The organism is Xylocopilactobacillus apicola, from assembly GCF_033095985.1.
GTDB classification, from domain to species: Bacteria; Bacillota; Bacilli; order Lactobacillales; family Lactobacillaceae; genus Xylocopilactobacillus; species Xylocopilactobacillus apicola.
In genome coordinates, this window is sequence record NZ_AP026802.1 from 1229626 (window position 1) to 1253573 (window position 23948).

The window sequence follows — 23948 nt, forward strand, 5'->3', positions numbered from 1 at the left end:
TTACTTACCATTTGCCCCATATACAATCTCAACATGATTTTCCTTATCATTGATAATTTCTCTAACCTGAACTTTCTCTTCCCGAAGATGTCGAAGATAAAAGTAATACAAATGTTGATGGATAATTTCTTTTAAATACATTTGCTCCGATTGATCAATTGCCAACTGGTCATAATACTCTTGTTGCTGAAAATTTTTGCGCTCGTTTTGCATTAAATCAAACAACTCCTGATTATAAACCTCATGAATATTTCTAATTTTTCGCATCATTTAATCTCAGTTCTACCCTCAAATGCCCTCATTAGCGTTAAATCATCAGCGTACTCAATATCACTACCAACGGCCAAACCATGGGCTAAGCGAGTTACTTTGATTCCTACAGGTTTAATCAAGCGAGATAAATAACTGGCAGTCGCTTCACCCTCGGGAGTGGCATCAGTTCCGATAATTACTTCTTTTACCGTATCATCACGCAGCCTTTTAATCAAACTTACGATATTAATATCTTCCGGCCCCGTTCCTTCCAGTGGCGATAAAAGACCGTGCAATACATGATAAAGACCGTGATATTCGTGGCTTCGCTCAAATGAAATAATCTCTTTGGGTTGGGCAACGACCATAATTTGAGTCCGATCGCGTGTTTGGTCTTGACAGATATCACAGACTTCATCTTCTGTAATATTGCCGCAAATCTTACAATAATGCAGATTTCTCTTAACATCAAGTAAATTACGAGCAAAATTACTCACATCGTCTTCAGGTAAATCAAAAATATAAAAAGCTAGGCGGGCTGCGGTCTTCTCACCAATGCCCGGTAATTTCATAAAACTGTCAATTAATTTAGAAATTTGATTTGGATATTGCATTTTTAATCATCAATTATTTTTACGTTTTCTTTTCCCAAAAACTTAATAATTGCCTCCATATTTGGGCTTAATTCTGATTCGTTGTTTAATTCCTCAGTTTTTTGAACTGGAGGACTTGCTTGACCTTTTCTTAACGTTTGAAGATAACTTTTACGGTACTCAGGCCACTCATCCTCAGAGATACCGTAGGATTTTTTGCCCAACAAATTCGTAAAATCTTCCCGCAGATTAGCATGTTGGTCTAGTTTTGTAACAAAAGTTGGAAACTTAAAAGCTACGATCACCCCTTCAGTTGAAGCTGCCACTGGTTTAGTATACTTAATTGCTGCTGCTAATTCTCCTTCAGTCTGCTCAATAAGTTGATCCCACTTGTCTAGCAAATCATTGAGATCAGTTCGAGTGGCTTGCTTTAAAACTGAATTTAAACGATCATGATCAGTAAAATCTCCCTTTTCGATGACCGTCTTTTCAATAATCGGTTGAAATTCAGCTTTAGAAACTGGTTCGCTCACTATTTTAGCGGGAGTCTTCGGTTGAGAATGCTGGATCTTTTCAGGAACTGACGTTTGTTTAACTGGTTCTTTCGCTAAATTTGCTAGCTGAATCGTCATAATTTCGGTTAAAAGATCACCATAAACGGTTTTTTGCAAAAGTTGATTTTGCTCGTTAAGAATTTTAATCGCTGAAAAAACCCACACTGAAGGAATTTCTTTAAAATCTTTTAATTCATCAGCTTGATAAGTAGTTCCTACAATTCCATTTTGAAACAACAAAAGTTCTTTCAATAAAACAATTAAATCGTGAATAAATTGAGAAAGGTCTTTACCTTCATGAATAATTTCTTCAATTTCATCGACCGATTTCTTAACTTCTCCTTGGTAAGTATCCCGCAAATAGGCCAATAGTAGATTTTTTTTAGTTGTACCAGTTAAATTGGTAACAAGATCAAGCGTTACTTCTCCGTTACTTAAAGTTACTGCTTGATCGAGAATGCTCAAAGCATCCCGCATCCCGCCATTAGCAAGTTGCGCAATCATTTTTAAAGCATCCTCTTCATAAGTCACATTTTCTTGCTTTAGAATAGAGGATAATTGCTCTGTGATCTCTTCATCACTTAAACGATGAAAATCATATTTTTGCAAACGGGAAATTATTGTAGCTGGAATTTTCTGAGGATTAGTTGTTGCCAAAATAAAAACCGCATATGCTGGTGGCTCCTCAAGTGTTTTTAGTAAGGCATTAAAAGCACCGAGCGACAACATGTGCGCTTCATCAATAACGTATATTTTATAGTCAGCAACCAGAGGCGCATACTTAATCTGAGAGCGAATATTACGAATTTCGTCCACTCCATTATTAGAAGCCGCATCAATTTCCACATAATCAGCTAATGTCCCATTATTAATCCCCTGACAAGTTTCACACTCGTTACAGGGCTCACCATCTTGGGCAAAATGACAATTAATTGATTTAGCAAATACTCGAGAGGTCGAAGTCTTGCCGGTTCCACGTGGACCAGAAAAAAGATAGGCATGAGTTATATGCCCCGTAGTCACGGCATTTTTCAAAGTCTGTACTAAAACCGGCTGTCCTACAATTCCATTGAAATCAACCGGTCGATATTTCCGATATAAAGCTTGATATGACATATTTATTTCCTTTGGATACTAAAAAGGCACATGATACCTCCGCCTTAGTGCTGCTTCCTTCCGGACCTGACACGGTTCAACGGCATACCATTGCCCAGAACTTATTATATCGTAAAATAGAAATATTTCTACCCTAGTTTTAAAAAAAATCAGAATTTGAGTTAAAATACTTATTAAAGGAGTGTTTCAAATGGAAAATTTTCAATTAAATGACGGACTTGTTTTACCGGCAATCGGTTTTGGAACCTATAAATTAAACGGTTCTTTGGGGGTCAATGCGATTACTTCCGCTCTTTATAATGGGTATCGATATTTAGATTGTGCCTTTAATTATGAAAACGAAGGTGCCGTTGGCCAAGCTATCAAGAACTCTGGAATTTCTAGAGGTAAGATAATCGTTGCTTCTAAACTACCTGGACGTCATCATCGATATCAAGAAGCAATTCAAACCATTCAAGAATCACTGTTTCGAATGAACCTTGACTATCTCGATCTTTATCTTATTCATTGGCCTGACCCGATCCAAGATCAATATGTTGAAGCTTGGCAGGCGTTAATTGATGCTCAAAAATTTGGATTGGTTCGCTCAATTGGTGTTAGCAATTTCTTACCTACGCATCTCGAGCGACTGGAAAAAGAAACTGGCATTCTTCCTTCCATCAATCAAGTAGAGCTGCATCCCTACTTTAACCAAGAAGAACAGCGAAAATATGATCAACGGCACGGAATTTTAACGCAAGATTGGAGTCCTTTGGCTCGCGGGCGCGCTGTTACAGATGAGAAAGTAATCACAAATTTAGCAGCTAAGTACAACAAAAAGCCACAACAAATTATCTTACGCTGGGAAATTCAATTAAAAACGATGCCGATTCCTAAATCTTCAACAAATGAGCATCAAAAAAGTAATTTGGAATTATTTGATTTCCAACTTACTGACTCTGAAGTCGAAGAAATTAATCAACTAACACGTAGTAATGGTCGTAACAAAAATCAAGACCCCGCCGTCTACGAAGAATTTTGAGGTAAAAATGACAACTATATATTTAGTAAGACACGGACAAACTTATTTTAATCGCTACAACCGCATGCAAGGTTGGTCAGACTCTCCTTTGACTGAAAATGGCGTCAAAGACGCCAAAAGAGTTGGTGAGGTTTTCAAAAATATCAAATTTGCTTATGCTGCTTCGAGTGACGCTAACCGGGCGCGAAATACAGCTCAGATCATCTTGGATTATAATTTAGCCAATCCCCCAAAATTAGTCGAAATCCCAAATTTCCGAGAATGTTTTTATGGCTACTTTGAGGGCATGAACTCACCTGAAACTTGGCTTCTAACCGCTCATCAAGCTGGATATCGGACATTTAACGACCTCGTTACTAATTTTGATCTTGATTATGCTAAAGATTTAATGCACCAGGCTGATCCTTTCCATGAAGCCGAGACTGCTGATCAGTATTGGCAGCGCCTTGACAAAGCCTTTGAATTTTTAGCAAAACAAGTTTCTTTTACTTCAAGTGATCCCGTGCTCTTAGTCACTCATGGTACTACAATTCGTAGTATCGTCGGTCGTTATTCAAGCGAAAAGCAATTCGATTTAACTGATCCACCCCGAAATGGCAGCATCACAACTATTGAAATGAATCAAAATCGCCAGATCAAAGTTAAAGACTACAATAAATTAAAAATTTAATAAGCTCTCCTTTGGAAGGGCTTTTTTATTTCTTTCACAAACAAAAGTTTGCTATACTTTTATAAGCAAAAATACTAGTTTATTTTGAAAAAGGTTCACCTCGCTGATACTAACTAAGGAAAGGAATGGGAAAATTGGCTCAATAAATACTTAAGCGAGGGCTTCCCTTCCCAACTAAAGTATAATGAAAAAATTACAAGTTCTCAATAAAAACTTCTTTACCCAACTAATTGTTATTTGCGTGGCGATTGAAATTATTTCAATCAGCATCAATTTCTTTTACGCTCCAATTAATATTGCGGCAGGCGGAGCCACCGGAATTTCCATTCTAGCTTCTGCCGCCTTTGGCTGGAATCGATCCATCGTCGTTTTAATTATCAACACGTTAATGATTATTCTAGCCGCTTGTTTTTTAGGAAGAAAAGTGGTCATGAAAATCGCGATTGGTAGCTTTCTTTTACCATTGTTTATGTATCTGACTCCAAGTTTCAAAGTTGTTGAAGATAATGTTTTGGCAATGGTCATAGGCGGTGCAGTGTTTGGTTTTGGAGTCGCACTTTTATACCATGTTGATGCTTCTTCCGGCGGCACCGCAGTCCCGCCGCTAATTTTAAAGAAATATTTTCACATCAATCCTTCGGTTACTTTACTAGTCATTGATACTGCAGTTACTGTATTTAATATTTTTGTCGATGGAACGAACGCTTTTTTCCTCGCCACCTTCTCTTTAGTGATTACTTCGATCGTAATGAACTACATTATGCTAGGTTTTGATCACAAAATAATGCTCAACATTATGAGTGAAGAGCATTTAGAAGATATCAAGCAGGTTATTGATGAAGCAAGTGAACAAGGATACACCATCTTCGACGTACGCGGCGGCAAAAACGGCGAAAATAAGGAAATGTTGATGGTAGTTACTAGCAACATTGATTATCCTGACCTGGTGAGTGAAATTCTTACTGTTGATAAAAAAGCTTTCATGGTAACTTATAATATTTCGGAAGTTCGTAATGGGGTCTTTAATTCGATTTAACAAAGAATTTTTGGAATCGACCTTGAGCTGCAAGACTCAAATTTGCCAAAATTTTGGTACCTTCAGCTAGATATTCGTAAGAAATAACAGGATAATTAGCCATAATTTGCGAAGCCACTTCTCCTTGGTCAAAAGGAATTAATAGAGTAACTTCCTTAAAGTCCCCAAAAATATTTTTGATAATTAATTGCCCTAATTGTTTGAGAGTTTCAGAATCATTTGCGGAACCAAAAATATTGTTATCTTTAATAAGCGGATAAACTTGGTCCGGCAGAAGATCTGCTTTATTGTAAAAAGTGATCATTGGGATTTCCCCTGCCCCAATCTCTGCCAAAACTTTTTGAGTGGTTGTGATCATTTCCTCACAATTAGGGTCTGCATAGTCGACGACGTTGATCAAAAGATCAGCGTCTTTTGCTTCTTGGAGCGTAGTTTTGAAAGATTCAATGAGCTGGTGAGGCAAACCGGTAATAAAACCAACTGTATCACTAAGCAAAAACTCGCGCTGATCAGTCAAACGAAGTGATTTGATCGTCGTATCAAGGGTGGCAAACAACATATTTGCTGAAAACACAGGCTCTTTCGATCTTAAACTCGCGCCAATCGCTGGGGGTAAATTATTAAAAGTCGTCGATTTACCAGCATTGGTATACCCAACAAGTGCAACAGACGGCAAACCCGATTGAGCTCTTTGCTCACTTTGGGTCTGATGTATCAGTTCAACCTTCTTGAGACGATTTTTTAACTCGCTGATTTGTTTAACAATAGTCCGTCGATTTATTTCAGATTTAGTTTCACCGGCTCCCCGGTTATGTAATCCTCCGCCCCCGCCACCTTGTTGGTCAAGCCGTTGAGCTGATGGGTGAATTCGAGGCATTTCATATTGTAATTGAGCAATTTCAACTTGAATTTTTGCTTCTTTAGTCCGTGCGCGCCGTTTGAAAATTTCAAGAATTAATTCAGTTCGATCAATTACTGAAGTTTGCAATATCTTCTCTAAATTTCTAATTTGGGTTGGCGATAGTTCATCGTTAACAATCAAGACTTCCGCTTCGGCTTGCGATATTTCATCTTTTATTTCACTTAATTTTCCGTGACCGAAGTAAGTTCCCGCTAATCTGTGATCTAATTTTTGTGTAATTTGTTTAACAACTTCAAAATCATCAGCAACAGCTAAGCCTTTTAATTCAGCCATTTGAGATAAAAATCTTGGATCTTTGTTATCAACGCCTGCAATAATTACTTTTTTCAAATACTTCTCCTATTATTTAATTGTGGAGATCTTGTTAACTAATTCATCAAGTTGATTTTGATAATCAGACTCTTGCACTTTACCATTATAGGTATCATTTAATAATTGATCCATTTCTGGCCAAAAAGCAGATAACTGTCTTAATTTTGGTAGAACTGCCGCATGTTCTTGATCACTCATCTTAATAACTGATTTAGCAACAGAATCGTTTAAAATAGTCGGATCTTTTTGAAGTTGTTGATTAGCTGGGGTCAAGCCTTGATCTTTAAAAGTCAAAAGCTGTGATTCTTTACTCGTTAAAAATTCTGCTAAAGTCATTGCTGCTTGAGGCAATTTTGTCTGTTGATTAACCCCAAAAAGTTTCACATGCAAAAACGATTTAAAAACAAGCTCTTTATCACTTAGCTTCACCATGGGCAATACTGTAGCAGATAAATTATTATTTAATTGTTTTTGAAAGCTGCTTTTTAATGAGCTATCAGCAACCCAGGCTTGAATTTTTTCGTTTTCTAAATTGGCTTGAGCAGTTCCAGTTGTTGCATCAACAACTCTTTGATTAGTTTTCTGCTGGGCCACCCATCGAAGAACTTCAATCCCTTTTTCGTTGTTGAAATTAGTTTCTTTAACATTATCACCTTTTTCACCAAATAATTGGTCTCCATTACTCATAAAAAGAGGAGTGAGCGTATAACTGCCATTCATAGAAGTAAAACCGAGGCTCACTGCTGCCTTTGAAGTCAATTGATCCCAATGTAAAACATCATTAGGAGATAATTTTGATTTATCGTAATAAAGAACTTGGGTATCAATACCGACTGGATAACCGTAAATATTATTCTTAAAGGTTATTGCTTCAACGATGTTATGAGAATTATTATTCTTAATTTCATCAACTCTTCGATCACGAAGAGGATAGATTAGACCAGAATTTACCATCGAACCAATTTGATCGTTCGAGATCATAAAAACATCTGCTGCCTTTGAAGGATCTTTACTAACCATCCTTTTCATTTGATCCGAATTACTTGCTTGAATTGTTATTTTAACTTCGGGATATTTATTTTCAAAATCATGCGCAATTTTAGTGTAAACGGCAACATAATTTGGATCAACCCAAAGCTTAAGTTTCCCCTTTATCACTTGATCAGATTTTTCTTTAGGTGCTTTAGAACTATTATCACTACCCGTGCAACCAACTAATATAAGCGATAGCATTAAAGTAATCAGACTAAAGAAAATTTTTTTCCAATTTAAACGCATATTTTACTCTCCGAAATTATTTTTACAGCGTAACCAGTTCTTTGGTTGAATGGGTAAACGGCTCAACTCCATTTTCCGTGACATAAACCGAATCTTCAATTCGAACTCCCGCGAAACCGGGAATATAAATTCCTGGTTCAATTGAAAAGCACATGCCTGGGGTTAAAACCAAATCATTTCCCGCCATTATCGACGGAAATTCATGCACCGAAATACCCAATCCATGACCCAATCGATGATTGAAATACTCGCCGTAACCGTGTTCACTTATAATATTTCGTGCCACCTTGTCTAACTGTGAAGCAGTAACTCCTGGCTTAGCAAAATCCATCGCAGCAAGTTGCGCTTCTAAACAGACTTCGTAAATATCGCGCTGACGGTCATCGATCGAACCTACAGCAAATGTACGGGTCGCGTCACTAACATAATTATCATGCACGGTCCCCAGATCAAAAAGAACGAGATCATGATCTGCTACTTGATTAGTCGTCGGTTCACCGTGTGGATTAGCTGCCATTTTACCAGCCTGAACCAACGTATCAAAACTTACATGGAGCACCCCTTTCTTTCTAAGAGCACTCTCAATTTCATTAACCAGTTCAACTTCAGTAATTCCTGGACGACAATACTTTTGCGCAATTTCAAAAGCATAATCTGCTTCTGATCCGGCTGCTATCATTTTAGCAATTTCGTCTTCTGTTTTAATCAAACGTTGACTTTCAATTGCGCTCGTTAGATCGAGAAATTGAGCAGTTTGCGGTAAAATTCGCTTCAATTGTTCAAAGCGAGAAACTGTGAGTTGAGATTTTTCGATGCCAACTCGGTTAAATTTGTCATCAAGTCGAGCTAAATGCTCACTAATTTTGGTATAAGGATCTTCTTCGTCTAAGTATCCATAAACCTCACCACTAAAGCCCGCATCATGAGCCGATGAGACTTCTAACGCTGGTGTAAATAGGAAATTTCTCCCCGACCGATCAACAAAGAAAGCAAGCGTCCGCTCATGAGGATCCGCCAAAAACCCCGTGTAATAAAAAATATTCGTCGGATCACTCAAATAAGCTAAATCAAGTTCATTTTCTTCTAAAAATTTAATTAATTGTTCTAAATGGTTATTCATTTTTCTATACCTCGTGGCTAATTTTAACACACTATCTGTACAACAGCTTTAAAAATCATGATGAGAGCGTTTAATACCTTTTTTTCCCTCTAAATAAAACAAAAAGCAATCCGCTCCGTCTCACACGACGAAGAAAATTGCCATTGTTTCGATACAACCATCCACCAAAATGAATATTCAAATGATGGTTGCAATTGAACTTATAATGCAAAGTTTCTAAATGAAATCACTTAAAATTATTTTTGAATTTTAAAAAAAGAACAATTTGTCCCTCTCTGATTACTTGTTATTTAACTTCGTCAACTGCGCCTTTGACCTTATCAACTGCTTTACTGACCTGATCTTCAACTGTTGTTGCTTGTTGAAATTCAGAAGTATCGACACTAGCACTTGGATGCATTGTACCATCTTCTGCGAGATCAAATTCTAAATCACTAACGCTATTATCACCATAATCATCATCTTCTTCACCATGGAATCGATCGCTAAATTCATCCCACTTGTTCATCGCATTATCTTTGAGATCCTCAGCTGCTGAATCAGCATAGTCATAATAATCAGAAATTCGATCTTTGAAACTATCACTGACTTCCTTAAAACGATCTTGTAAATCTTCACCAGCCTCAGAAGTTAAAAACTTGGTGGTTAAAAGAACCGTTCCAACACCCATCGCAAATCCTAAGATAAAACTACCTGTTTTTGACATTTTATTTTACTCCTTTTTTCTTTCCCCCGGAGAAAAGCGAACGGGCAACCCGCAGTGCTCTCATTCCAGAACTATTTTTTCCTCTATTGTTAGTTTTTTTCACAAATTTTTTTGTCGCTGAATTCAGCTCTGATGCAGATTTTCCAAGATCACCAACGGCAATAAAAGCGTCATTGACTTCGTCCATCTTCAAATTAACGTCGCCAACCAACGTGTTGGTTTTAGCTAAAATATCTTCCAATTCTTTAGAAATAACCTGTAGCTCATCAGTAGCTACTTTAACTGTATTTTCAACTTGTTCAATTGTTTGTGAACCCTTGGTAACTGCCTTGGACAATTTAACCAAAAATACTACTACAAAAATTGCAATTAAAGCAAATGCTGCAGCAATTACAATTAATGCGATTCCACTTTCAGACATAACAACCTCCGCACCTAAAAATATCATAAAACTAATGTAAAGGCAATTATTACCGCCGAAAATTGGTGAAGTATTTTAATTGATAATGCGATAGAATAATAGTTTAAGGAGGTTGAAATGAATAATCGGCCAATTGGTTACTTTGATTCGGGGATTGGTGGGCTTACTGCTTTAAAAGAACACTTTGCTCTACTCCCCCAGGAAGATACAATCTACGTCGCCGACGAAGCACATCTTCCCTATGGAACAAAAACACAAACAGAAATTACTGACTACAGCCAAAAAATCGTAGATTTTCTGATATCTAAAGATGTCAAAGCGATCGTCTGTGCTTGCAACACCTCAAGTGCTATTGCTTTACCAGTGATTGAGAAAACTTGTCCAGTCCCAATCTTTGGTGTAATTGAAGCAGGAAGTCAGCAAGCTATTAAATTAACTTCGACCAATCAAATTGTTGTTTTGGCTACTAAAGCCACGGTAAAAAGTCGCAAATACGATGAAACAATTCAAAAAATAAATCCTGACTGCACAGTAACTGACTTTGCAGCACAAGAATTAGTTCAAATTGTCGAAGCTGGAGATTATCAAAATCCAAATGTTCAAGCTGAGATTGATAGACTGTTAGCGCCACTTGAAAATATTGATGCAGACACGATGGTTTTGGGATGTACTCATTTTCCCATCATCGAAAAACTGATCAATAACGCTACCAACCAACGCTTTCAAATGGTTAACTCTGGCCAAGAAGCGGTTAAAAATCTGACAGAATTTCTTAAAACTAACGATTTGGCTTGCGAGGAAAGTTCAACCCCAGCACAGCATATTTTTTACACTACGGGAAATCCCGCAGTTTTGCAAAATGTTGGAAACAAATTTTTAGGCGAAAAAATTCAAGCAGTCCAGCATTTAGCCGAGGAATCTTAATGGAAAAAATAATTATTGCAACTAAAAATCCTGGCAAAGCTAAAGAATTTCAAAAACTATTTTCAGATCAATATGAAATTGTGACGTTAAACGACTTAACTGATTTGCCAACAATTATCGAAAATGGCAGCACATTTAAGGAAAATGCCACGATTAAAGCTCAAACGATCTACAAAGCTACTAATGAAACGGTTATTGCAGACGATTCAGGTTTAGTCGTGGATGCCTTAAACGGCGAACCAGGGATTTACTCGGCAAGATATGCTAAAGACCACGACTCAAAAGCCAATATGGACAAATTGATTAATAAAATCAAAAAAATCCCGCCTCAAAAAAGAACGGCTCACTTCATTACCGTCTTGGTTGTCATCAGTAAATACGGTAAAATAGAAGAAACTGGCAGAGTCGACGGTCTTATCATTGAACATCCAAAGGGAAACGATGGTTTTGGATATGATCCAATTTTCTATTATCCCCCAAAAGATAAGACTTTTGCTGAGATGACAATGTCTGAAAAGAACCAGATTAGTCATCGCGGAAAAGCGATGGAGCAATTGATTAAAGATTGGCCTGAATACCTTAAAGGAGAAAATAATGAGAATCTTAATTTGCAGTGATGCTCACGGTGATGAGGCAATTTTGCTTGATAAATTAAATAAATATCCTGATTTCGATCATTATTTCTATCTCGGTGACTCCGAGTTAATGGAAAACAATCTAATTTTCGATAAATTTGTTGCGGTTTTAGGTAATATGGATTACGGTGATTTTCCGGAGACTGTTGATCTTAAAGATCGAGGGATTAATTTTTTCTTAACCCATGGCCATTTATTTGAAGTAAACCGAAACCTTGAAAATCTCAGAGCAGAAGCTAAAAAGGTCGGAGCTGACGTGATCTGCTTTGGGCATACTCACCTTCTAACGGTCCAAGAGATTGATCAACAATTAATCATCAATCCTGGCAGTATTTCTCAGCCGCGTAATTTCATCCAAGAGAAAGGGACTTACGTTATCTTGGAAATAACCGATACTACTTACCAAGTATTTTGTTACAACCGTGCCGATCAACTTTTAGAATTACCCCAAAATCCGCTTATATTTGAAAGAACCAAATGAAAAAAATAGAAAATTACTTAAATTTGCCGCCAGAAAAAAGAGATTCTGGCCTATTAATGCGAGATATTGTCTTACCTGATATTTTTAACGACGACAAAAATAAAATTCTTTATTACTATGGCAAAGACCTTGCCAATAACTTTGATTTCCCGCAAATCGAGGAAATTATGGCGATTTTTGAGAAAATTGGATTTGGCCAAATCACACTGGAAAAAGTAAAAAAAGATATTTACTTATTTCAAGTTCTGGGAAAATCTGTCGATCAGAGATTCCTAGTTTCTCAGAAGCCTGAATTTGCATTAGAAACCGGCTTTTTAGCTCAAGCAATCACTATTGCAATTCAAAGGCCTGCAGAAGGACAATTTAAGCTTGATCCAAAGAAAAAAGCGGTTTCGTTTTTAATTCAAACGATTCCGCAATAATTTAGATCCCCAAAATAATGGAAATAAGCAAAAAGAGGCCCAAAATTATGAGGTGTCTTTTTTTATTTAACGCTAAAACTCCGACATATTCACGCAAAAAAGCGATTGTTCGATAACAAAATGAAGTCTTGCATCCTATTCCATTTGCATTAAATCCTAATTTTTTAGCAAGAAGTGCGGCCCGAAAAACATGATAATCACTAGTACAGAAAATAAAGCTATCTCCCTCAACTAATTTCGCGCTGAAAAGCAAATTTTCTTTAGTACTTCGCGATCGGTCTTCCATGAGAGTACAAGAAAGAGGAAATTTTAGGTCTTCCACCGCGTATTTTTGCATTGCAGATGCCTCACTTACTAACTCGTTTGCTCCTTGTCCACCAGAAAAAATGATTACTGGCGTTAAATCTTTTGATTTCTCTGCTTGACTCACTGCCGTTTTAATTCTATTAGCTAATAATTTACCAACAAATCGTCCATCAAGAAGCCCTGCTCCAAGGCATACAAACCAACGGTTTTGCACATTTTGAAAACGGATGTATAGTCCATAAACAAGACTGGACAAAAAGAAATTAGCGAATGTTACTGTCAGATAAACGGTTGAAAGTAAAACAAATAAGAGCAAACGCTGATTAAATCCACGATTTATAATAGAAAAATTAATTAAAAGGGCCAAATAACAGATCACCGCAACGATAGATAAAAAATCACTAATTGTATATGTTTTATGGATCCAAAGTTTCACCAATTGATACAACAAATACGAAGAAAAAATAAAGGAAAAAATCGTCGTAATCCCCTCAAATACTAAGATTTCAGCCCAAAAAAACACGTCATTAAAGAAAAACATTTGAAGTGCGATAAATGGGCAAGCCAAAATGCTAAAACTCAAAACTCCAATTTTTAAAGTCCGTGGATCTCTTTTTAACTGCCTAATTAAAAGAAAGATTAAAAAAAGGGTAAAGAGCAGAAAACCGATCCCAACGACTGGCCATTTATTTATCAATTTCAATATTTGGTACAAATTCCATCGGCACAATCTCTAAAGTAATATCTGGGTCATCTGAGGCGATGTTAATTCGATCAAACCGAACAACAAACATATCATCAGACTTCAGATATCTAATCGAAGTATTACGGTCGCTGACGAAAAAATCGCTCACCGGATTATCTGGCAGTTTCTGACATAATTCTTCTGGATCCCCTTGAACACCTTTGTTTATGTACCAAGCATGTAATTTTCTCTTAATATAAGCTACTAAACTGACTTCATCAGCGTCTGCCATTTGAACTGCAATATCTCCGCGATGAGCATCAACAAACAAATATTTCTTCATTCTAAGCGCTCCTTTATTATTTATCTTATTATATCATGAAAGCGCAAACTAATATTTTTCGAGATACTTTAGGAGATCTTCAGCTACTTGCGTTGGAATCTTTAATTGGTGCAATTCTTCGACGCTCGCATTTGCAATTGCGGTTATCGATTTATATTTAGTTAGAAGCAATTTCCGCCTTTTTGGTCCAAGACCAGGGACATTTTCTAAAATCGAAGTTAGAGAATTTCGCTGATGGGTTTTCTTGAAAAATGTGATAACAAAACGGTGCACTTCATCTTGCATTCTCTGCAATAGAAAAAATGCCTCGCTACGCCGATCCAGATGAATAACTTCATCAATATCGCCAACCCGAAAAATTAATTCACTGGTGTTGTGTTTATCGTCTTTAGCAAGACCAGCAATTGGAATATCAAGTCCCAATTGATTATCTAGAACTTCCTTTGCGGCATTAATTTGCCCTTTGCCACCGTCGACAATAATTAAATCTGGAAACTGCAGATTATCTTTAATCACTCGGCTATAGCGCCGATAAATAACTTCACGCATTGAAGAATAATCATCCGGGCCAATCACCGTTTTTATTTTGTACTTACGATATTCCTTCTTCGCAGGAAGTCCCTCTTGATAGACCACCATTGCAGAAACTGGGTCTGCCCCTTGAATATTGGAATTATCAAAAATTTCAATGCGATGAGGTGTTGGGATTTCTAATGCTTCCCCCAACTCTTCAATCGCTCCAATGGATTTTTGCTCTTTTTTCTCTCTAAGCTTAAATTTCTCGAAAAGTTCCACACTCGCATTCTTTTCAGCCATGACTACAAGACCTCGCTTCTTACCACGTTGCGGATTAGTAATCTTGACATCTTTATGAAGCACCATTTGAGCATCTTCAGAATTAATGTCTTTTGGCAAAAGAATTTCTTTTGGAAATAAATGTTCCTTTCCGTCATAGAATTGAGCAAAAAAAGTCAGAAAATCATCTTCTGGGTCGTTATACGAAGGAAAAATCGACACATCACGCTTAATAATTTTCCCCGTTCTGATATAAAGAACCGAAACGCTGATCCAGCCTTTATCTACCACGTATCCAAAGACATCGCGGTCTTGATCGTCTTCAACACTCGTGATTTTCTGCTTCTCCATCACCGAGTTAATCGCGCGCAGTTGATCACGCAGTTCTTGTGCTCGTTCGAACTCTAATTTCTCAGCAGCCGCTTCCATTTCTTTTCGAATTCGATCCTGAATCTCGTGATAGCCACCATTTAGGAAACTTTTGATCTCGCTGACCATATCCTGATAGACTTTAGGGTCAATGTTAAAAACGCACGGTGCTAAACATTGCCCTAAATGATAATAAAGGCAAACTTTGTTCGGTAAAACCCGACACTTACGTAACGGATATAATTTATCAAGCAATTTCTTAGTTTCATTGGCGGCATAAACATCGGGGTAAGGACCGAAATAAATGCCCGTTTTCTTGTTAACCTGACGCGTAATCAAAAGCCGGGGATATTGCTCTTTCGTAATTTCAATGTAAGGATAAGTTTTGCCATCTTTTAACAGAATATTGTATTTCGGGCGATGCTTCTTAATTAAATTTATTTCTAAAAGCAGCGCCTCTTTATTTGAAGAAGTGACAATGTACTCGAAATCAGCAATATCAGCCACCAGATTTTGTGTTTTCACGTTGTGAGCGCCAGTAAAATAAGACCGCACCCGATTCTTTAAATTCTTGGCTTTGCCCACGTAAATAATGTGGTGATCTTTGTCATACATTTGATAACTGCCTGGAAGATCCGGCAGCAATTCCAGTTTGTTTTTGATTATTTCTTTCATTTCGAGATCATTGTAACAAAAAAAAATAACCTGCTCCAGCTAATGGCAGATTATTAACGGTTACTTAAAATAAGTAAATTATCTTCTAATTCTTTGAGTTTACTGCGTGCACAATGGATCTTAACTTTGTTTGATAAGACATAACCACCTGAACCCACCTTAACTTCTTTCAAATTAACAACGAGATAACGATTGCAGCGAAAGAAATAATCAGGTAAACGTTTCTCATAACTAGCCAGACTTCCGCGCACTTTGAAAGTTTCAAACTTGGTCACTGCTCTGAGTTCATGATCATGGACTTCCAGACAAATCAAATCATCACAACAAACAGATTTACCATCAATTAAGATCTGAGGTTTAATCAGAAAATCTTTCAAAATCGACTTCAAGCGAAATTTTATTTCATGCAATTCTTTAACTTTATCGATTATATTAGTGAATTGAAGTTTGTGTGAAATGGCTCGAATCACTGATTCAAGCTGGGAAGCAAGCAAAATTAAACGACCATTCAAATCTTTAGCTTGAATTTCTCGTGCAAGTTTAATTCCTGTATGATTTTGAACCGGTAATCCAACCTCCACAAAATAAATATTAGTCTCGTTCGGATTAATATTGTCCAATATTTTTCGAGGCGAATGCGTCGCTTGAACAATTGTAATAGAGCTACGAAGATCGTCGATCGCTTCTTTAAGCATACTTATCAGTCCAGCGCTTCTAGCAAAAATAAAAACGTTTATGTCCATTATGAATTCCAATCCTGTTTAAATGAAGGATAACTTAAAAACTACAGGGTTGCAAGATCAATGATCTCATCTGCTTGCTGCCAAATGGCACTATTGTGCGTGGCAACAATAATCGTTCGATGATCGTTCTTTAATGACAACAACAGCTTCATTACTTCGTCCCCATTAGTCGGGTCAAGTGCTGCCGTTGGTTCATCAGCCATGATCAAAGGCGGATCTTTTAAGATGACCTTAGCTAACGCAACCCGCTGCGCCTCACCCCCGGAAATTTCATAAATTTTCTGGTCGAGATCGAGATAGTCCAGATTAACTTGCGCTAAAGCTGCCAGCTTCTTCTTTTTCTTCTCGCTAGGTTCAAGCTTCTTGCCGACGAGACCTAAATCCAGATTGTCCGAAATCGTTTGGGAATCAAGCAAGCCGAAATTTTGAAACAAATATCCCAAATCATTACGGAAAAATTTCTGAGGTTTGATCTTAAAGATACTCTTCCCTTCATAAAGAACATCACCTTCGTCAGGTTTATCAAGGTGGCCGAGAATATTTAGTAACGTCGTCTTCCCGCTCCCACTACGACCAATTAAAGCGTAAGCCTTGCCCGCATCGAATTCTAGATTTACATGGTCAAACAACGTTCTTTCGGAGAACTTCTTAGTAAGATTTTCTGTTTTCAGCATTATTATTGTCCTTTCATTACAGTCGCGGCAATTTCATCTTCATGCTTGAACTGACGATAAGTTAGAACTGCGCCAATTCCAAGGAACAGAACTGTTGTCCCGGTAATTATTGCCAAGTCTTTTGTCAGCCAGAATCCGGCAATCGAGGCAACCATAAGAGTCGCCAGTTGAGCAAGCAGATAATTGAAGTGAATCTCAGTAAAACTAAGCCCCGCAATTCGCTTAATAAAAATTTCCCGCCGGAATTCTTCAAAGTATAGAAGATTCATTAACGTAAACATGAAAATTGAAGTTACGATACTTAAAGCTGAACCAATTAGTAAAGAAATTAAACGAGTTTTTAGCTCATTACTGGTCCGCTGATATCTAGCTAATCCGCTCTCCACTAATCCCATGTACTTATATAATTTGTACTTTTTAAGTAATTTAATAGTTGAATCGTAGTCCTTAAAGGCAATTCTGCTACTAAGGGTCGCTGCCCAGTACATATTAGATCCTGGGGTACTACGTGTAGACGTTGGAGTCCAAACAACAATAATGGGATCTTTAATAAACTGTGTGGTCGTCATTGAATCTAAGCCAGAATTATAGTAAAAACGTTTCTGGTTATTAGCTAAATAGCCTTTTACAACTTCAAAAGAACTTCCTTGATACTTTGATTCATCAAATAAACTGTTCCAAGATTTAAGGAATGCCTGAGTTAATTCTTGTTCTTGTCCCTTCAACTTTTCTGGAAAAAGTAACCCGAACTCCCCTGGCTTTAGATGTTGAAGACGCTCTTTTAATTCTGAACTAATTTCAACATTTTGTTTAATTAAATAGTTGGGTGTCACATAAATCGCATTCCCGTCAGGACCATATTCAGCTGCGTCGACCTTGTCCCTTAGAAAAGAAGGAAGATTTTTGGTATTACGATTCTCACACAATAAGGCATCCTGCTGGTTAACCGCTTCGTTTAAGAAATCGTAACAAAGTTGATCCGTTTTATCAGCCTCTGTCTTTTTAACTCCGCCCGCAGCCCAAGAATAGGTCGTGAGATAGCGATCTTTTGCCGCCTGCCATTTATTTTGGGCTTGATTCATTTCCTCGTAGGATGCATAATCGGTACTAAATTGTTTTACCGTGAATCCCACGGTCACAATCGCTATAAATTGAGCTAACAACATAACCCCTAGGATCCGCTTCAACGGCAAGCGCCCGTTAATTAAGGACATTAATTTGCTGTTATGAAGACTAAATAAATAAATTATACTGAACGCTAGGGAAATGAAAAGTAGTAACGCCGCATAGAGAATGGCCCCAAACGCCAAAAGCAAGGCAAAATTAAATTGGAGACTATGATTAAACCCAAGAACAAGCAGTCCGACTAGCCACATGCCACCATTAATTAAAGTAATCGTCTTGAAGTCAGCAATCACTGGGCGCAGGGTCACTGTTAATAGTGATTCTCCCGCAACCAAGCGAATTCCCGCAAAGCGAAGGTCTTTGATCCGGTAAATTAAGGACAATCCAGAAAAAGTTAACAAAAAGATCAAAACGCAAAGGACGGCAGTTTCGTTTAACAGAACAATAAAACTTCGCAAAAAAGATATTTTTTCAAAAGAAACGGCATTATAGCCAAGTTCTCTAAATTTATTGACCAGAAGTTGTGAATCAAGATTTCCCCTTACAATTAAGTAGCCACTGGTAACATCACTGGCTTTAGCATCTGATTTATTTGCTTGCTTGAGTTCTTGGGGTATCTTCCCTTCACCGTAGGTCATATAAGTATATAAATCTGCTTCGGTTTTCGACCCGACAAGAACACCTTTAGCAATTAAAATGTGATGAACGCTGGCAAATTCGTTAAGCTCTCGTTCGAATTTAGCTCGATCGACTTGTTCTTTTTTAGGATCAGGATTGATAATATCCACTGAAGGATAACTGACAGAATTTAAGTGTTCCTTCTTTTGTTGCAAAGAAAACGCCAAGAAGAGGAGGACCACTGCAGAGGAAAAAACAAGAAATATTTTTTTCATTTATAATCCTTTTTATACAACAAAACACTAATTAGTGTTATCGAACTAATTAGTGTTTATATATATTTATAATTAATTATCAGTAGTAATCATACCAGAAAGCAGCTGGTTCTCCCCAAAGTGTCCAAATATTGGCGTAAGCCATCTGAGCTGGGCTAGCAAAACCTTTTTTATATTTCTCTTTAAACCATCTACTTCTCACAGTGGCACTGTGGTGTTGACTCTGATGGTAGTAAGCCGAGTAGGCCCCCTCTTTATCATTATGACCGTACCACCATACTGATGCATAAGTGGGGCGCTCTTCAACCTGATAAGCTGCCACAGTTGTAACTGGGCCAATAACTGCTCCTAAGGCAACTGCCGTTAGAAGCGCTTTTTTAACTTTATTTAAAGTCATTTTTTCCTTCATTGTTTTTGAGTTTATAAATATCATTCACAAACTCGTAAACACATTTATTTTTTGAATCAAGACATAAATAAAAATCTCTTATGCATCAATACATAAACATATTGTAGCAGGTTGAAAGCGTTTTTTGTTACCCGTGACGTGAACAGTCAGTTTTTGACGTGAATAGTAAAAAAGCTGACGAGAATCGAAATCAATTTGATTCCAATTTCATCAGCTTTTCATCATTTCGTATATTTATCTAAAATCTCAGCTAATTGTTCTTTCGGATGGAAACCCACGATCCGTTCTTTGATTTCCCCGTCCTTCTTGATTAACAAGGTCGGAATTGCTTGAATCCCAAATTCCTTCGGAGTTTCAGGATTTTGATCAATGTCCATCTTCGTGAATTTAACATCATCACGTTCCGATGCCAAATCATCAATCACTGGCGATTGCATCCGGCAAGGTCCACACCAAGTTGCCCAAAAGTCAGTTAATACTACCCCACTGTTCGTTTCATCATTAAAATTTGCATCTGTTATTTCAGTAACCATTTCGAAGCCTCCTTCTACTTACTAAAAGTAATTAAATTATATCTTAGATCAAAGAACTTATCAACTATCATTATACTACTTAATAAAGGTAATTGAGGTCAGCAGAGATGCTCGGATACGCAAAGATCGTCTTAGCCACGTCTTCTGCTGAAATTTTATGATTAATTAAAAGTGCAAATTGATTGATCAAATCATCGGCAGAACTTGATAAAATCGCCCCTGCAACCAAATTTCCTGTTGAGCGGTCAATCACGGTCATAACTTTCGCCCCTGGTTCTTGAACTCGCCGATAGTTATACCAATTTGTCACATCGGTTATTTTAGTTTCATATGCGTTTTGAGGATCTAAACTCTCAAATCCAACTTGCGCTAACTTCAAAGAAGAAAAGACCACCGTTGGAATTGAAGGATAACGAATTGGGGGCTTGGGCGCCAAAATATTACTAGCAACGTAATTGCCTTCAAATTCAGCGACTGGTGTTAATTTAGGCAATTTCTTAGCTAAACAATCGCCGATTGCGTAAACACTAGCGCAGCTTGTTTCTAAGTGATCGTTAACCTCAATTCCGGCAGGGGAAGATTTAATACCAGCAGCCTCAAGATTTAATTTTTCGACATTTGGCACGCGACCGGTGGCGTTTAAAATCCAATTAGTTTGAATTGTCTGCGTATTCGTTGCAACTTCAAAACTTGCGCCAACTTTTCTAATCGCTTGAATTTCTTCATTAAAATAGAAATTGACTCCTGTTTGCTGCATATTTTTTACTAAATCCGACGCTAACTCGGCAGGAAAAGCCTTTAAAGGATGATCATTATGTTGAATTACATCCACCTCAGCTCCCGCACAGCGCGCCAAGTTACTCAGTTCAAGGGCAATGTAGCCAGCTCCAATCACGGTTACATGTTTTGGCATCTTGGCTAAAGAAAGAAATTCATTACTGGTATAAGCGTATTTGGCTCCGGGAATTTGTAATGAGCGGGGCCTTTGGCCAGTTGCAATAATTATATTTTTTGCTTCATATAATTCCTCATTGATTTTAACTTGGTTAGCAGCTTGAAATTGAGCTGTTCCTTGCACCGTTTCGATCTGATTAGTTTCAAGTCCTGATTTAGTTTGGCTTGGAACATTTTTGGTGTAGGTTTCTTTAAAAGCCATTAACGCGGGCCAATCAACTTCCAAATTACCTTTCAGGCCACTATTTTGAAATCGTTGCGCCTGAGCATAGATTTCCGCCCCCGCATAAAGCATTTTCTTCGGGTCACAACCACGATTAGGGCAAGTCCCGCCCCATAAATCATCTTCACAAACCAAAACTGACTGCTCTGTCGCTAACTTATAAGCAGCCGCTAAAGCACCAGGTCCACTACCAATTATTAAAGTATCAACTTTTTGCATCATAACTCCTTTACCCTTGTTGGGCTAAAAATTTTAAGACATTTGCGCGACTTATCTGCCCCATCTTATCCACTGTGATCGCTTCTTGTTCAGCTAACAGCGACAAAATCGTCCCAATCGACTGAAAAGGCGAGAGATTCGATTTATTCGAATTAGCTGACACAAAGTAATCTTTTGGAATCCGCATCACGGGCCACTTAAGTGGATTTTGCTGGAGCTCGGACCCCGCAAAAAACGATGACACGAACTCATTAGCGGGATTAGTTGTGATTTCTTCGGGCGTAGCAACTTGCTGAATCACTCCTGAGCGCATAATGGCAATTCGTTCCCCCAAGCGCAATCCTTCATTCATGTCATGGGTCACAAAGACGACCGTAGTTTTCGTATTTTGATGGATTTTTAAGACCAAATCCTGTAACTGGGTGCGCACAATTGGATCAAGCGCGCTAAACGGTTCATCCATCAACACCAGCGGCGGATTGACTGCGATCGCTCGCAAAATCCCAATTCTTTGCTGTTCTCCTCCCGAAAGATCCCTTGGATAACGATTACGATATTCACTTGGATTTAGGTCAACGTCTTCTAACAACTGAGCAACTCGCTCATGAATTTGGTTTTTTGACCATTTCTTCATTTCGGGAATCAAGGCAATGTTTTGCTCCACTGTTAAATTTGGAAACAAGGCACTCTCTTGTAAAACATAACCAATATCAAGCCGCAGCTTGCGAATATTGGTTTGCTGTAAATTTTGATTATTGACAATCACTTCCCCACTTGTTGGAGCGATCAAATGATTGATCATTTTCAAAGTCGTTGTTTTGCCGCTCCCCGAAGTGCCGACCAAGACAAAAAATTCTCCTTGCTTAATCTTGAGATTCAGGTCTTTAACCACTGTGGTGTCATCATAGATTTTATTAACATTCTGAAATTCAATCATCGTTTGCGTCATTATTTGGCTTCCTTTAGTAAGTGATGTTTGACTAGATAACTACGAGCCACGCTAGCTGCTGACTTCTTTTCAAAATTAACTTGGCGATTCATCTCCTGCATTTCCTCATTTGTGATTCGTCCTTGAAGTTTATTTAAACTTTTAACCACCTTCGGATTCTTTTTTGCAAATTTATCGTTCATTAAAGGGGCTCCTTGATAAATTGCAAAAAAGTGTTGGTCATCGTCTAAAACTCGTAGCTTGTAAGCGACGATTTGTGGATCGGTAGTATAGCCATTAGTGATGTTAACTTTCCCTTTATTTAAAGCGAGATACCTCAGCGATGCATCGAGCGACTGAGTTGGAAAAGAAAAGTGATAATCTTTTTTTAAGCCCGCAAAACCGTCAGCTCGATTCAAAAATTCCAAATCGAAACCGCCATTTAGTTGAGTTGAAACTTGACCCAAGTCGCTGATCTTTTTTAAATGGTGTTCTTTGGCAAATTGTTCTTTAACCACCAAAGCGTAAGTATTGTTATACTTCATCGGAGCCAGGTAAGTCATTTTAAATTGATCTTCCAAATTTCTTTTGGCAACTTGGTAAATTTCTTCGGCCGAGGCTGATTTCGCCAGAATCCCTTTTTTGACCTTAACCAAACTTTCGGTCACTGTACCTGAAAATTCCGGATAAAGATCAATCTGCTCAGACTTCAAAGCATTAAAAAGAAAACTAGTTTGCCCAAAGTTAGGCTTTAGTTCCACTTTAACATGCGGATTTTCATCCTCAATCAGATCTTTATACATATTAATCAAAATTTCCGGTTCACTTCCCAATTTACCGGCAATCACTACTCGAACTTCATTTGAGATCACACTTTGATAAACATTGCTACCAACAAAAATTGCCGCTATCGCCACGAAAACTCCTATGGTATAACGAAAGCGCACCTTTTGTAAAAGACGAATAATTGCACTAAAAATAATGGTAAGAAGTGCTGCTGCGATGGCACCAATCAGGGTCAGAGCCATATCATTGCGATCAATGCCCAGCAAGATTAAAGTCCCAAGACCGCCAGCTCCAATCAGCGCTGCGAGCGTTGCTGTTCCAATAATCATCACTAAGGCCGTTCTAATGCCAGAAATTATCGCGGACCTTGAAAGTGGTAACTCGACTTTAAACAACCGGCGCCACCGGGACATGCCAAAAGCGTCTGCCGCTTCTAAAAGAATTGGATCAATCGAGGTTAAACCCAGATAAGTATTTTGAAAAATTGGCAACAATGCGTAAATCACAAGAGCAATTATCGCTGGAGTATTGCCAATCCCGACAAACGGAATTAGCAGTCCTAATAAAGCAAGCGATGGAATCGTTTGAAAGACTCCGGTCACCTGCAAAAGAAAATTAGCAATTTTTTGATGATTGACCACCACGATTGCTAGCGGTACGGCAATCACAATTGCGATTAAAAGCGAAATCAGTGAAATATTTAGATGCTGCCACAAAGCGGTTACAAGCTCTCCGCGGTGCAAATTAAAAGTCGAGATCAAATTATCCATTCACAACTCCCGTTGTTTGTTTTGACTATATTTTAACGCAAATCAATAAAAAAGA

The 23948-nt window shown here is 37.9% G+C and carries 26 protein-coding genes and 1 other RNA gene; 7 read left to right on the top strand and 20 right to left on the bottom strand.

The window, feature by feature from the left end; all coding sequences use genetic code 11:
- The 4 genes from R8495_RS06160 to ffs form a co-directional block, all read right to left on the bottom strand.
- Positions 1 to 270: a DUF2508 family protein gene (locus R8495_RS06160; RefSeq protein ID WP_317634608.1), complete on the bottom strand. Its 270-nt coding sequence runs from the start codon at positions 268 to 270 to the stop codon at positions 1 to 3.
- The gene (gene recR, locus R8495_RS06165; protein ID WP_317634609.1) at positions 267 to 866 is read right to left on the bottom strand and encodes a recombination mediator RecR; all 600 of its coding nucleotides are present in this window, start codon (positions 864 to 866) and stop codon (positions 267 to 269) included. Before recR ends, R8495_RS06160 begins: the two co-directional genes overlap by 4 nt.
- Positions 867 to 868: 2 nt before the next feature.
- A complete protein-coding gene (gene dnaX, locus R8495_RS06170; RefSeq protein WP_317634610.1) occupies positions 869 to 2515 on the bottom strand; it encodes a DNA polymerase III subunit gamma/tau in 1647 nt (548 codons plus the stop codon).
- A gap of 13 nt (positions 2516 to 2528) precedes the next feature.
- Positions 2529 to 2622, bottom strand: an RNA gene (gene ffs / locus R8495_RS06175) — signal recognition particle sRNA small type.
- Between the two features lie 83 nt (positions 2623 to 2705).
- Between ffs and R8495_RS06180 the strand changes: the two genes are divergently transcribed.
- The 3 genes from R8495_RS06180 (at position 2706) to R8495_RS06190 (ending at position 5242) form a co-directional block, all read left to right on the top strand.
- Positions 2706 to 3536, top strand: a complete 831-nt coding sequence (locus tag R8495_RS06180; RefSeq protein ID WP_317634611.1) for an aldo/keto reductase — start codon at positions 2706 to 2708, stop codon at positions 3534 to 3536.
- 7 nt (positions 3537 to 3543) lie between these two features.
- Positions 3544 to 4206, top strand: coding sequence for a histidine phosphatase family protein (locus tag R8495_RS06185; protein ID WP_317634612.1), 663 nt, complete (start codon positions 3544 to 3546; stop codon positions 4204 to 4206).
- A 184-nt stretch (positions 4207 to 4390) separates the two neighbouring features.
- Entirely contained in the window at positions 4391 to 5242 is an 852-nt protein-coding gene (locus tag R8495_RS06190; protein WP_317634613.1) for a YitT family protein, read from the top strand.
- Here the strand turns inward: R8495_RS06190 and hflX are convergent.
- The 5 genes from hflX to R8495_RS06215 all read right to left on the bottom strand — a co-directional run bounded on the left by hflX (position 5229) and on the right by R8495_RS06215 (position 10001).
- Complete coding sequence (gene hflX / locus R8495_RS06195) at positions 5229 to 6494, bottom strand: GTPase HflX (protein WP_317634614.1); 1266 nt, start codon at positions 6492 to 6494, stop codon at positions 5229 to 5231. The two genes, R8495_RS06190 and hflX, sit on opposite strands and share 14 nt — an antisense overlap.
- A 12-nt stretch (positions 6495 to 6506) precedes the next feature.
- Positions 6507 to 7754: an extracellular solute-binding protein gene (locus tag R8495_RS06200; RefSeq protein WP_317634615.1), complete on the bottom strand. Its 1248-nt coding sequence runs from the start codon at positions 7752 to 7754 to the stop codon at positions 6507 to 6509.
- A 22-nt stretch (positions 7755 to 7776) separates the two neighbouring features.
- The gene (locus tag R8495_RS06205; RefSeq protein WP_317634616.1) at positions 7777 to 8874 is read right to left on the bottom strand and encodes a M24 family metallopeptidase; all 1098 of its coding nucleotides are present in this window, start codon (positions 8872 to 8874) and stop codon (positions 7777 to 7779) included.
- 286 nt (positions 8875 to 9160) lie between these two features.
- Positions 9161 to 9580, bottom strand: coding sequence for a hypothetical protein (locus R8495_RS06210; RefSeq protein ID WP_317634617.1), 420 nt, complete (start codon positions 9578 to 9580; stop codon positions 9161 to 9163).
- A 1-nt stretch (position 9581) separates the two neighbouring features.
- On the bottom strand, positions 9582 to 10001 hold the full coding sequence (locus tag R8495_RS06215; protein WP_317634618.1) for a DUF948 domain-containing protein: 420 nt from the start codon (positions 9999 to 10001) through the stop codon (positions 9582 to 9584).
- Between the two features lie 117 nt (positions 10002 to 10118).
- On the opposite strand from R8495_RS06215, the gene murI reads away from it, so the two are divergent.
- From murI to R8495_RS06235, 4 genes are read left to right on the top strand one after another with little or no spacing between them, the layout of a single operon-like run.
- Positions 10119 to 10925, top strand: a complete 807-nt coding sequence (murI, locus tag R8495_RS06220; protein ID WP_317634619.1) for a glutamate racemase — start codon at positions 10119 to 10121, stop codon at positions 10923 to 10925.
- Positions 10925 to 11542, top strand: a complete 618-nt coding sequence (locus R8495_RS06225; protein ID WP_317634620.1) for an XTP/dITP diphosphatase — start codon at positions 10925 to 10927, stop codon at positions 11540 to 11542. The genes murI and R8495_RS06225 overlap by 1 nt, the downstream gene beginning before the upstream one ends.
- Positions 11520 to 12041: a metallophosphoesterase family protein gene (locus tag R8495_RS06230; protein WP_317634621.1), complete on the top strand. Its 522-nt coding sequence runs from the start codon at positions 11520 to 11522 to the stop codon at positions 12039 to 12041. Before R8495_RS06225 ends, R8495_RS06230 begins: the two co-directional genes overlap by 23 nt.
- Positions 12038 to 12463: a DUF2507 domain-containing protein gene (locus R8495_RS06235; RefSeq protein WP_317634622.1), complete on the top strand. Its 426-nt coding sequence runs from the start codon at positions 12038 to 12040 to the stop codon at positions 12461 to 12463. Before R8495_RS06230 ends, R8495_RS06235 begins: the two co-directional genes overlap by 4 nt.
- 1 nt (position 12464) lies before the next feature.
- Here the strand turns inward: R8495_RS06235 and R8495_RS06240 are convergent, their stop codons facing one another.
- The 11 genes from R8495_RS06240 to R8495_RS06290 all read right to left on the bottom strand — a co-directional run bounded on the left by R8495_RS06240 (position 12465) and on the right by R8495_RS06290 (position 23893).
- Entirely contained in the window at positions 12465 to 13472 is a 1008-nt protein-coding gene (locus tag R8495_RS06240) for a YdcF family protein (protein WP_317634623.1), read from the bottom strand.
- Entirely contained in the window at positions 13456 to 13797 is a 342-nt protein-coding gene (locus R8495_RS06245; RefSeq protein ID WP_317634624.1) for a hypothetical protein, read from the bottom strand. The genes R8495_RS06240 and R8495_RS06245 overlap by 17 nt, the downstream gene beginning before the upstream one ends.
- A 48-nt stretch (positions 13798 to 13845) precedes the next feature.
- Positions 13846 to 15636 (bottom strand): excinuclease ABC subunit UvrC, encoded by a 1791-nt coding sequence (gene uvrC / locus R8495_RS06250; RefSeq protein WP_317634625.1) that lies wholly within the window; start codon positions 15634 to 15636, stop codon positions 13846 to 13848.
- A 53-nt stretch (positions 15637 to 15689) separates the two neighbouring features.
- Complete coding sequence (locus tag R8495_RS06255; RefSeq protein WP_317634626.1) at positions 15690 to 16379, bottom strand: LytTR family DNA-binding domain-containing protein; 690 nt, start codon at positions 16377 to 16379, stop codon at positions 15690 to 15692.
- Positions 16380 to 16420: 41 nt separating this feature from the next.
- A complete protein-coding gene (locus R8495_RS06260) occupies positions 16421 to 17053 on the bottom strand; it encodes an ABC transporter ATP-binding protein (RefSeq protein WP_317634627.1) in 633 nt (210 codons plus the stop codon).
- A 2-nt stretch (positions 17054 to 17055) separates the two neighbouring features.
- Positions 17056 to 19071 (bottom strand): bacteriocin-associated integral membrane family protein, encoded by a 2016-nt coding sequence (locus tag R8495_RS06265; protein WP_317634628.1) that lies wholly within the window; start codon positions 19069 to 19071, stop codon positions 17056 to 17058.
- A 79-nt stretch (positions 19072 to 19150) separates the two neighbouring features.
- Positions 19151 to 19468 (bottom strand): lactococcin 972 family bacteriocin, encoded by a 318-nt coding sequence (locus R8495_RS06270; protein ID WP_317634629.1) that lies wholly within the window; start codon positions 19466 to 19468, stop codon positions 19151 to 19153.
- A 233-nt stretch (positions 19469 to 19701) separates the two neighbouring features.
- Entirely contained in the window at positions 19702 to 20013 is a 312-nt protein-coding gene (gene trxA / locus R8495_RS06275) for a thioredoxin (RefSeq protein WP_317634630.1), read from the bottom strand.
- Positions 20014 to 20092: 79 nt separating this feature from the next.
- Positions 20093 to 21412: a dihydrolipoyl dehydrogenase family protein gene (locus R8495_RS06280; RefSeq protein WP_317634631.1), complete on the bottom strand. Its 1320-nt coding sequence runs from the start codon at positions 21410 to 21412 to the stop codon at positions 20093 to 20095.
- A 7-nt stretch (positions 21413 to 21419) separates the two neighbouring features.
- Entirely contained in the window at positions 21420 to 22346 is a 927-nt protein-coding gene (locus R8495_RS06285; protein ID WP_317636601.1) for an ABC transporter ATP-binding protein, read from the bottom strand.
- 11 nt (positions 22347 to 22357) lie between these two features.
- Positions 22358 to 23893: an ABC transporter permease/substrate-binding protein gene (locus R8495_RS06290; RefSeq protein WP_317634632.1), complete on the bottom strand. Its 1536-nt coding sequence runs from the start codon at positions 23891 to 23893 to the stop codon at positions 22358 to 22360.
- Positions 23894 to 23948 lie beyond the last annotated feature (55 nt).

Excerpts from the sequence above, each read along its gene's own strand:
- R8495_RS06160 (WP_317634608.1), bottom strand. The coding sequence starts at position 270 with ATGATGCGAAAAATTAGAAATATTCATGAGGTTTATAATCAGGAGTTG.
- recR (WP_317634609.1), bottom strand. The coding sequence starts at position 866 with ATGCAATATCCAAATCAAATTTCTAAATTAATTGACAGTTTTATGAAA.
- dnaX (WP_317634610.1), bottom strand. The coding sequence starts at position 2,515 with ATGTCATATCAAGCTTTATATCGGAAATATCGACCGGTTGATTTCAAT.
- R8495_RS06180 (WP_317634611.1), top strand. The coding sequence starts at position 2,706 with ATGGAAAATTTTCAATTAAATGACGGACTTGTTTTACCGGCAATCGGT.
- R8495_RS06185 (WP_317634612.1), top strand. The coding sequence starts at position 3,544 with ATGACAACTATATATTTAGTAAGACACGGACAAACTTATTTTAATCGC.
- R8495_RS06190 (WP_317634613.1), top strand. The coding sequence starts at position 4,391 with ATGAAAAAATTACAAGTTCTCAATAAAAACTTCTTTACCCAACTAATT.
- R8495_RS06200 (WP_317634615.1), bottom strand. The coding sequence starts at position 7,754 with ATGCGTTTAAATTGGAAAAAAATTTTCTTTAGTCTGATTACTTTAATG.
- R8495_RS06205 (WP_317634616.1), bottom strand. The coding sequence starts at position 8,874 with ATGAATAACCATTTAGAACAATTAATTAAATTTTTAGAAGAAAATGAA.
- R8495_RS06210 (WP_317634617.1), bottom strand. The coding sequence starts at position 9,580 with ATGTCAAAAACAGGTAGTTTTATCTTAGGATTTGCGATGGGTGTTGGA.
- R8495_RS06215 (WP_317634618.1), bottom strand. The coding sequence starts at position 10,001 with ATGTCTGAAAGTGGAATCGCATTAATTGTAATTGCTGCAGCATTTGCT.
- murI (WP_317634619.1), top strand. The coding sequence starts at position 10,119 with ATGAATAATCGGCCAATTGGTTACTTTGATTCGGGGATTGGTGGGCTT.
- R8495_RS06225 (WP_317634620.1), top strand. The coding sequence starts at position 10,925 with ATGGAAAAAATAATTATTGCAACTAAAAATCCTGGCAAAGCTAAAGAA.
- R8495_RS06230 (WP_317634621.1), top strand. The coding sequence starts at position 11,520 with ATGAGAATCTTAATTTGCAGTGATGCTCACGGTGATGAGGCAATTTTG.
- R8495_RS06235 (WP_317634622.1), top strand. The coding sequence starts at position 12,038 with ATGAAAAAAATAGAAAATTACTTAAATTTGCCGCCAGAAAAAAGAGAT.
- R8495_RS06245 (WP_317634624.1), bottom strand. The coding sequence starts at position 13,797 with ATGAAGAAATATTTGTTTGTTGATGCTCATCGCGGAGATATTGCAGTT.
- uvrC (WP_317634625.1), bottom strand. The coding sequence starts at position 15,636 with ATGAAAGAAATAATCAAAAACAAACTGGAATTGCTGCCGGATCTTCCA.
- R8495_RS06255 (WP_317634626.1), bottom strand. The coding sequence starts at position 16,379 with ATGGACATAAACGTTTTTATTTTTGCTAGAAGCGCTGGACTGATAAGT.
- R8495_RS06260 (WP_317634627.1), bottom strand. The coding sequence starts at position 17,053 with ATGCTGAAAACAGAAAATCTTACTAAGAAGTTCTCCGAAAGAACGTTG.
- R8495_RS06265 (WP_317634628.1), bottom strand. The coding sequence starts at position 19,071 with ATGAAAAAAATATTTCTTGTTTTTTCCTCTGCAGTGGTCCTCCTCTTC.
- R8495_RS06270 (WP_317634629.1), bottom strand. The coding sequence starts at position 19,468 with ATGACTTTAAATAAAGTTAAAAAAGCGCTTCTAACGGCAGTTGCCTTA.
- trxA (WP_317634630.1), bottom strand. The coding sequence starts at position 20,013 with ATGGTTACTGAAATAACAGATGCAAATTTTAATGATGAAACGAACAGT.
- R8495_RS06280 (WP_317634631.1), bottom strand. The coding sequence starts at position 21,412 with ATGATGCAAAAAGTTGATACTTTAATAATTGGTAGTGGACCTGGTGCT.
- R8495_RS06285 (WP_317636601.1), bottom strand. The coding sequence starts at position 22,346 with ATGATTGAATTTCAGAATGTTAATAAAATCTATGATGACACCACAGTG.
- R8495_RS06290 (WP_317634632.1), bottom strand. The coding sequence starts at position 23,893 with ATGGATAATTTGATCTCGACTTTTAATTTGCACCGCGGAGAGCTTGTA.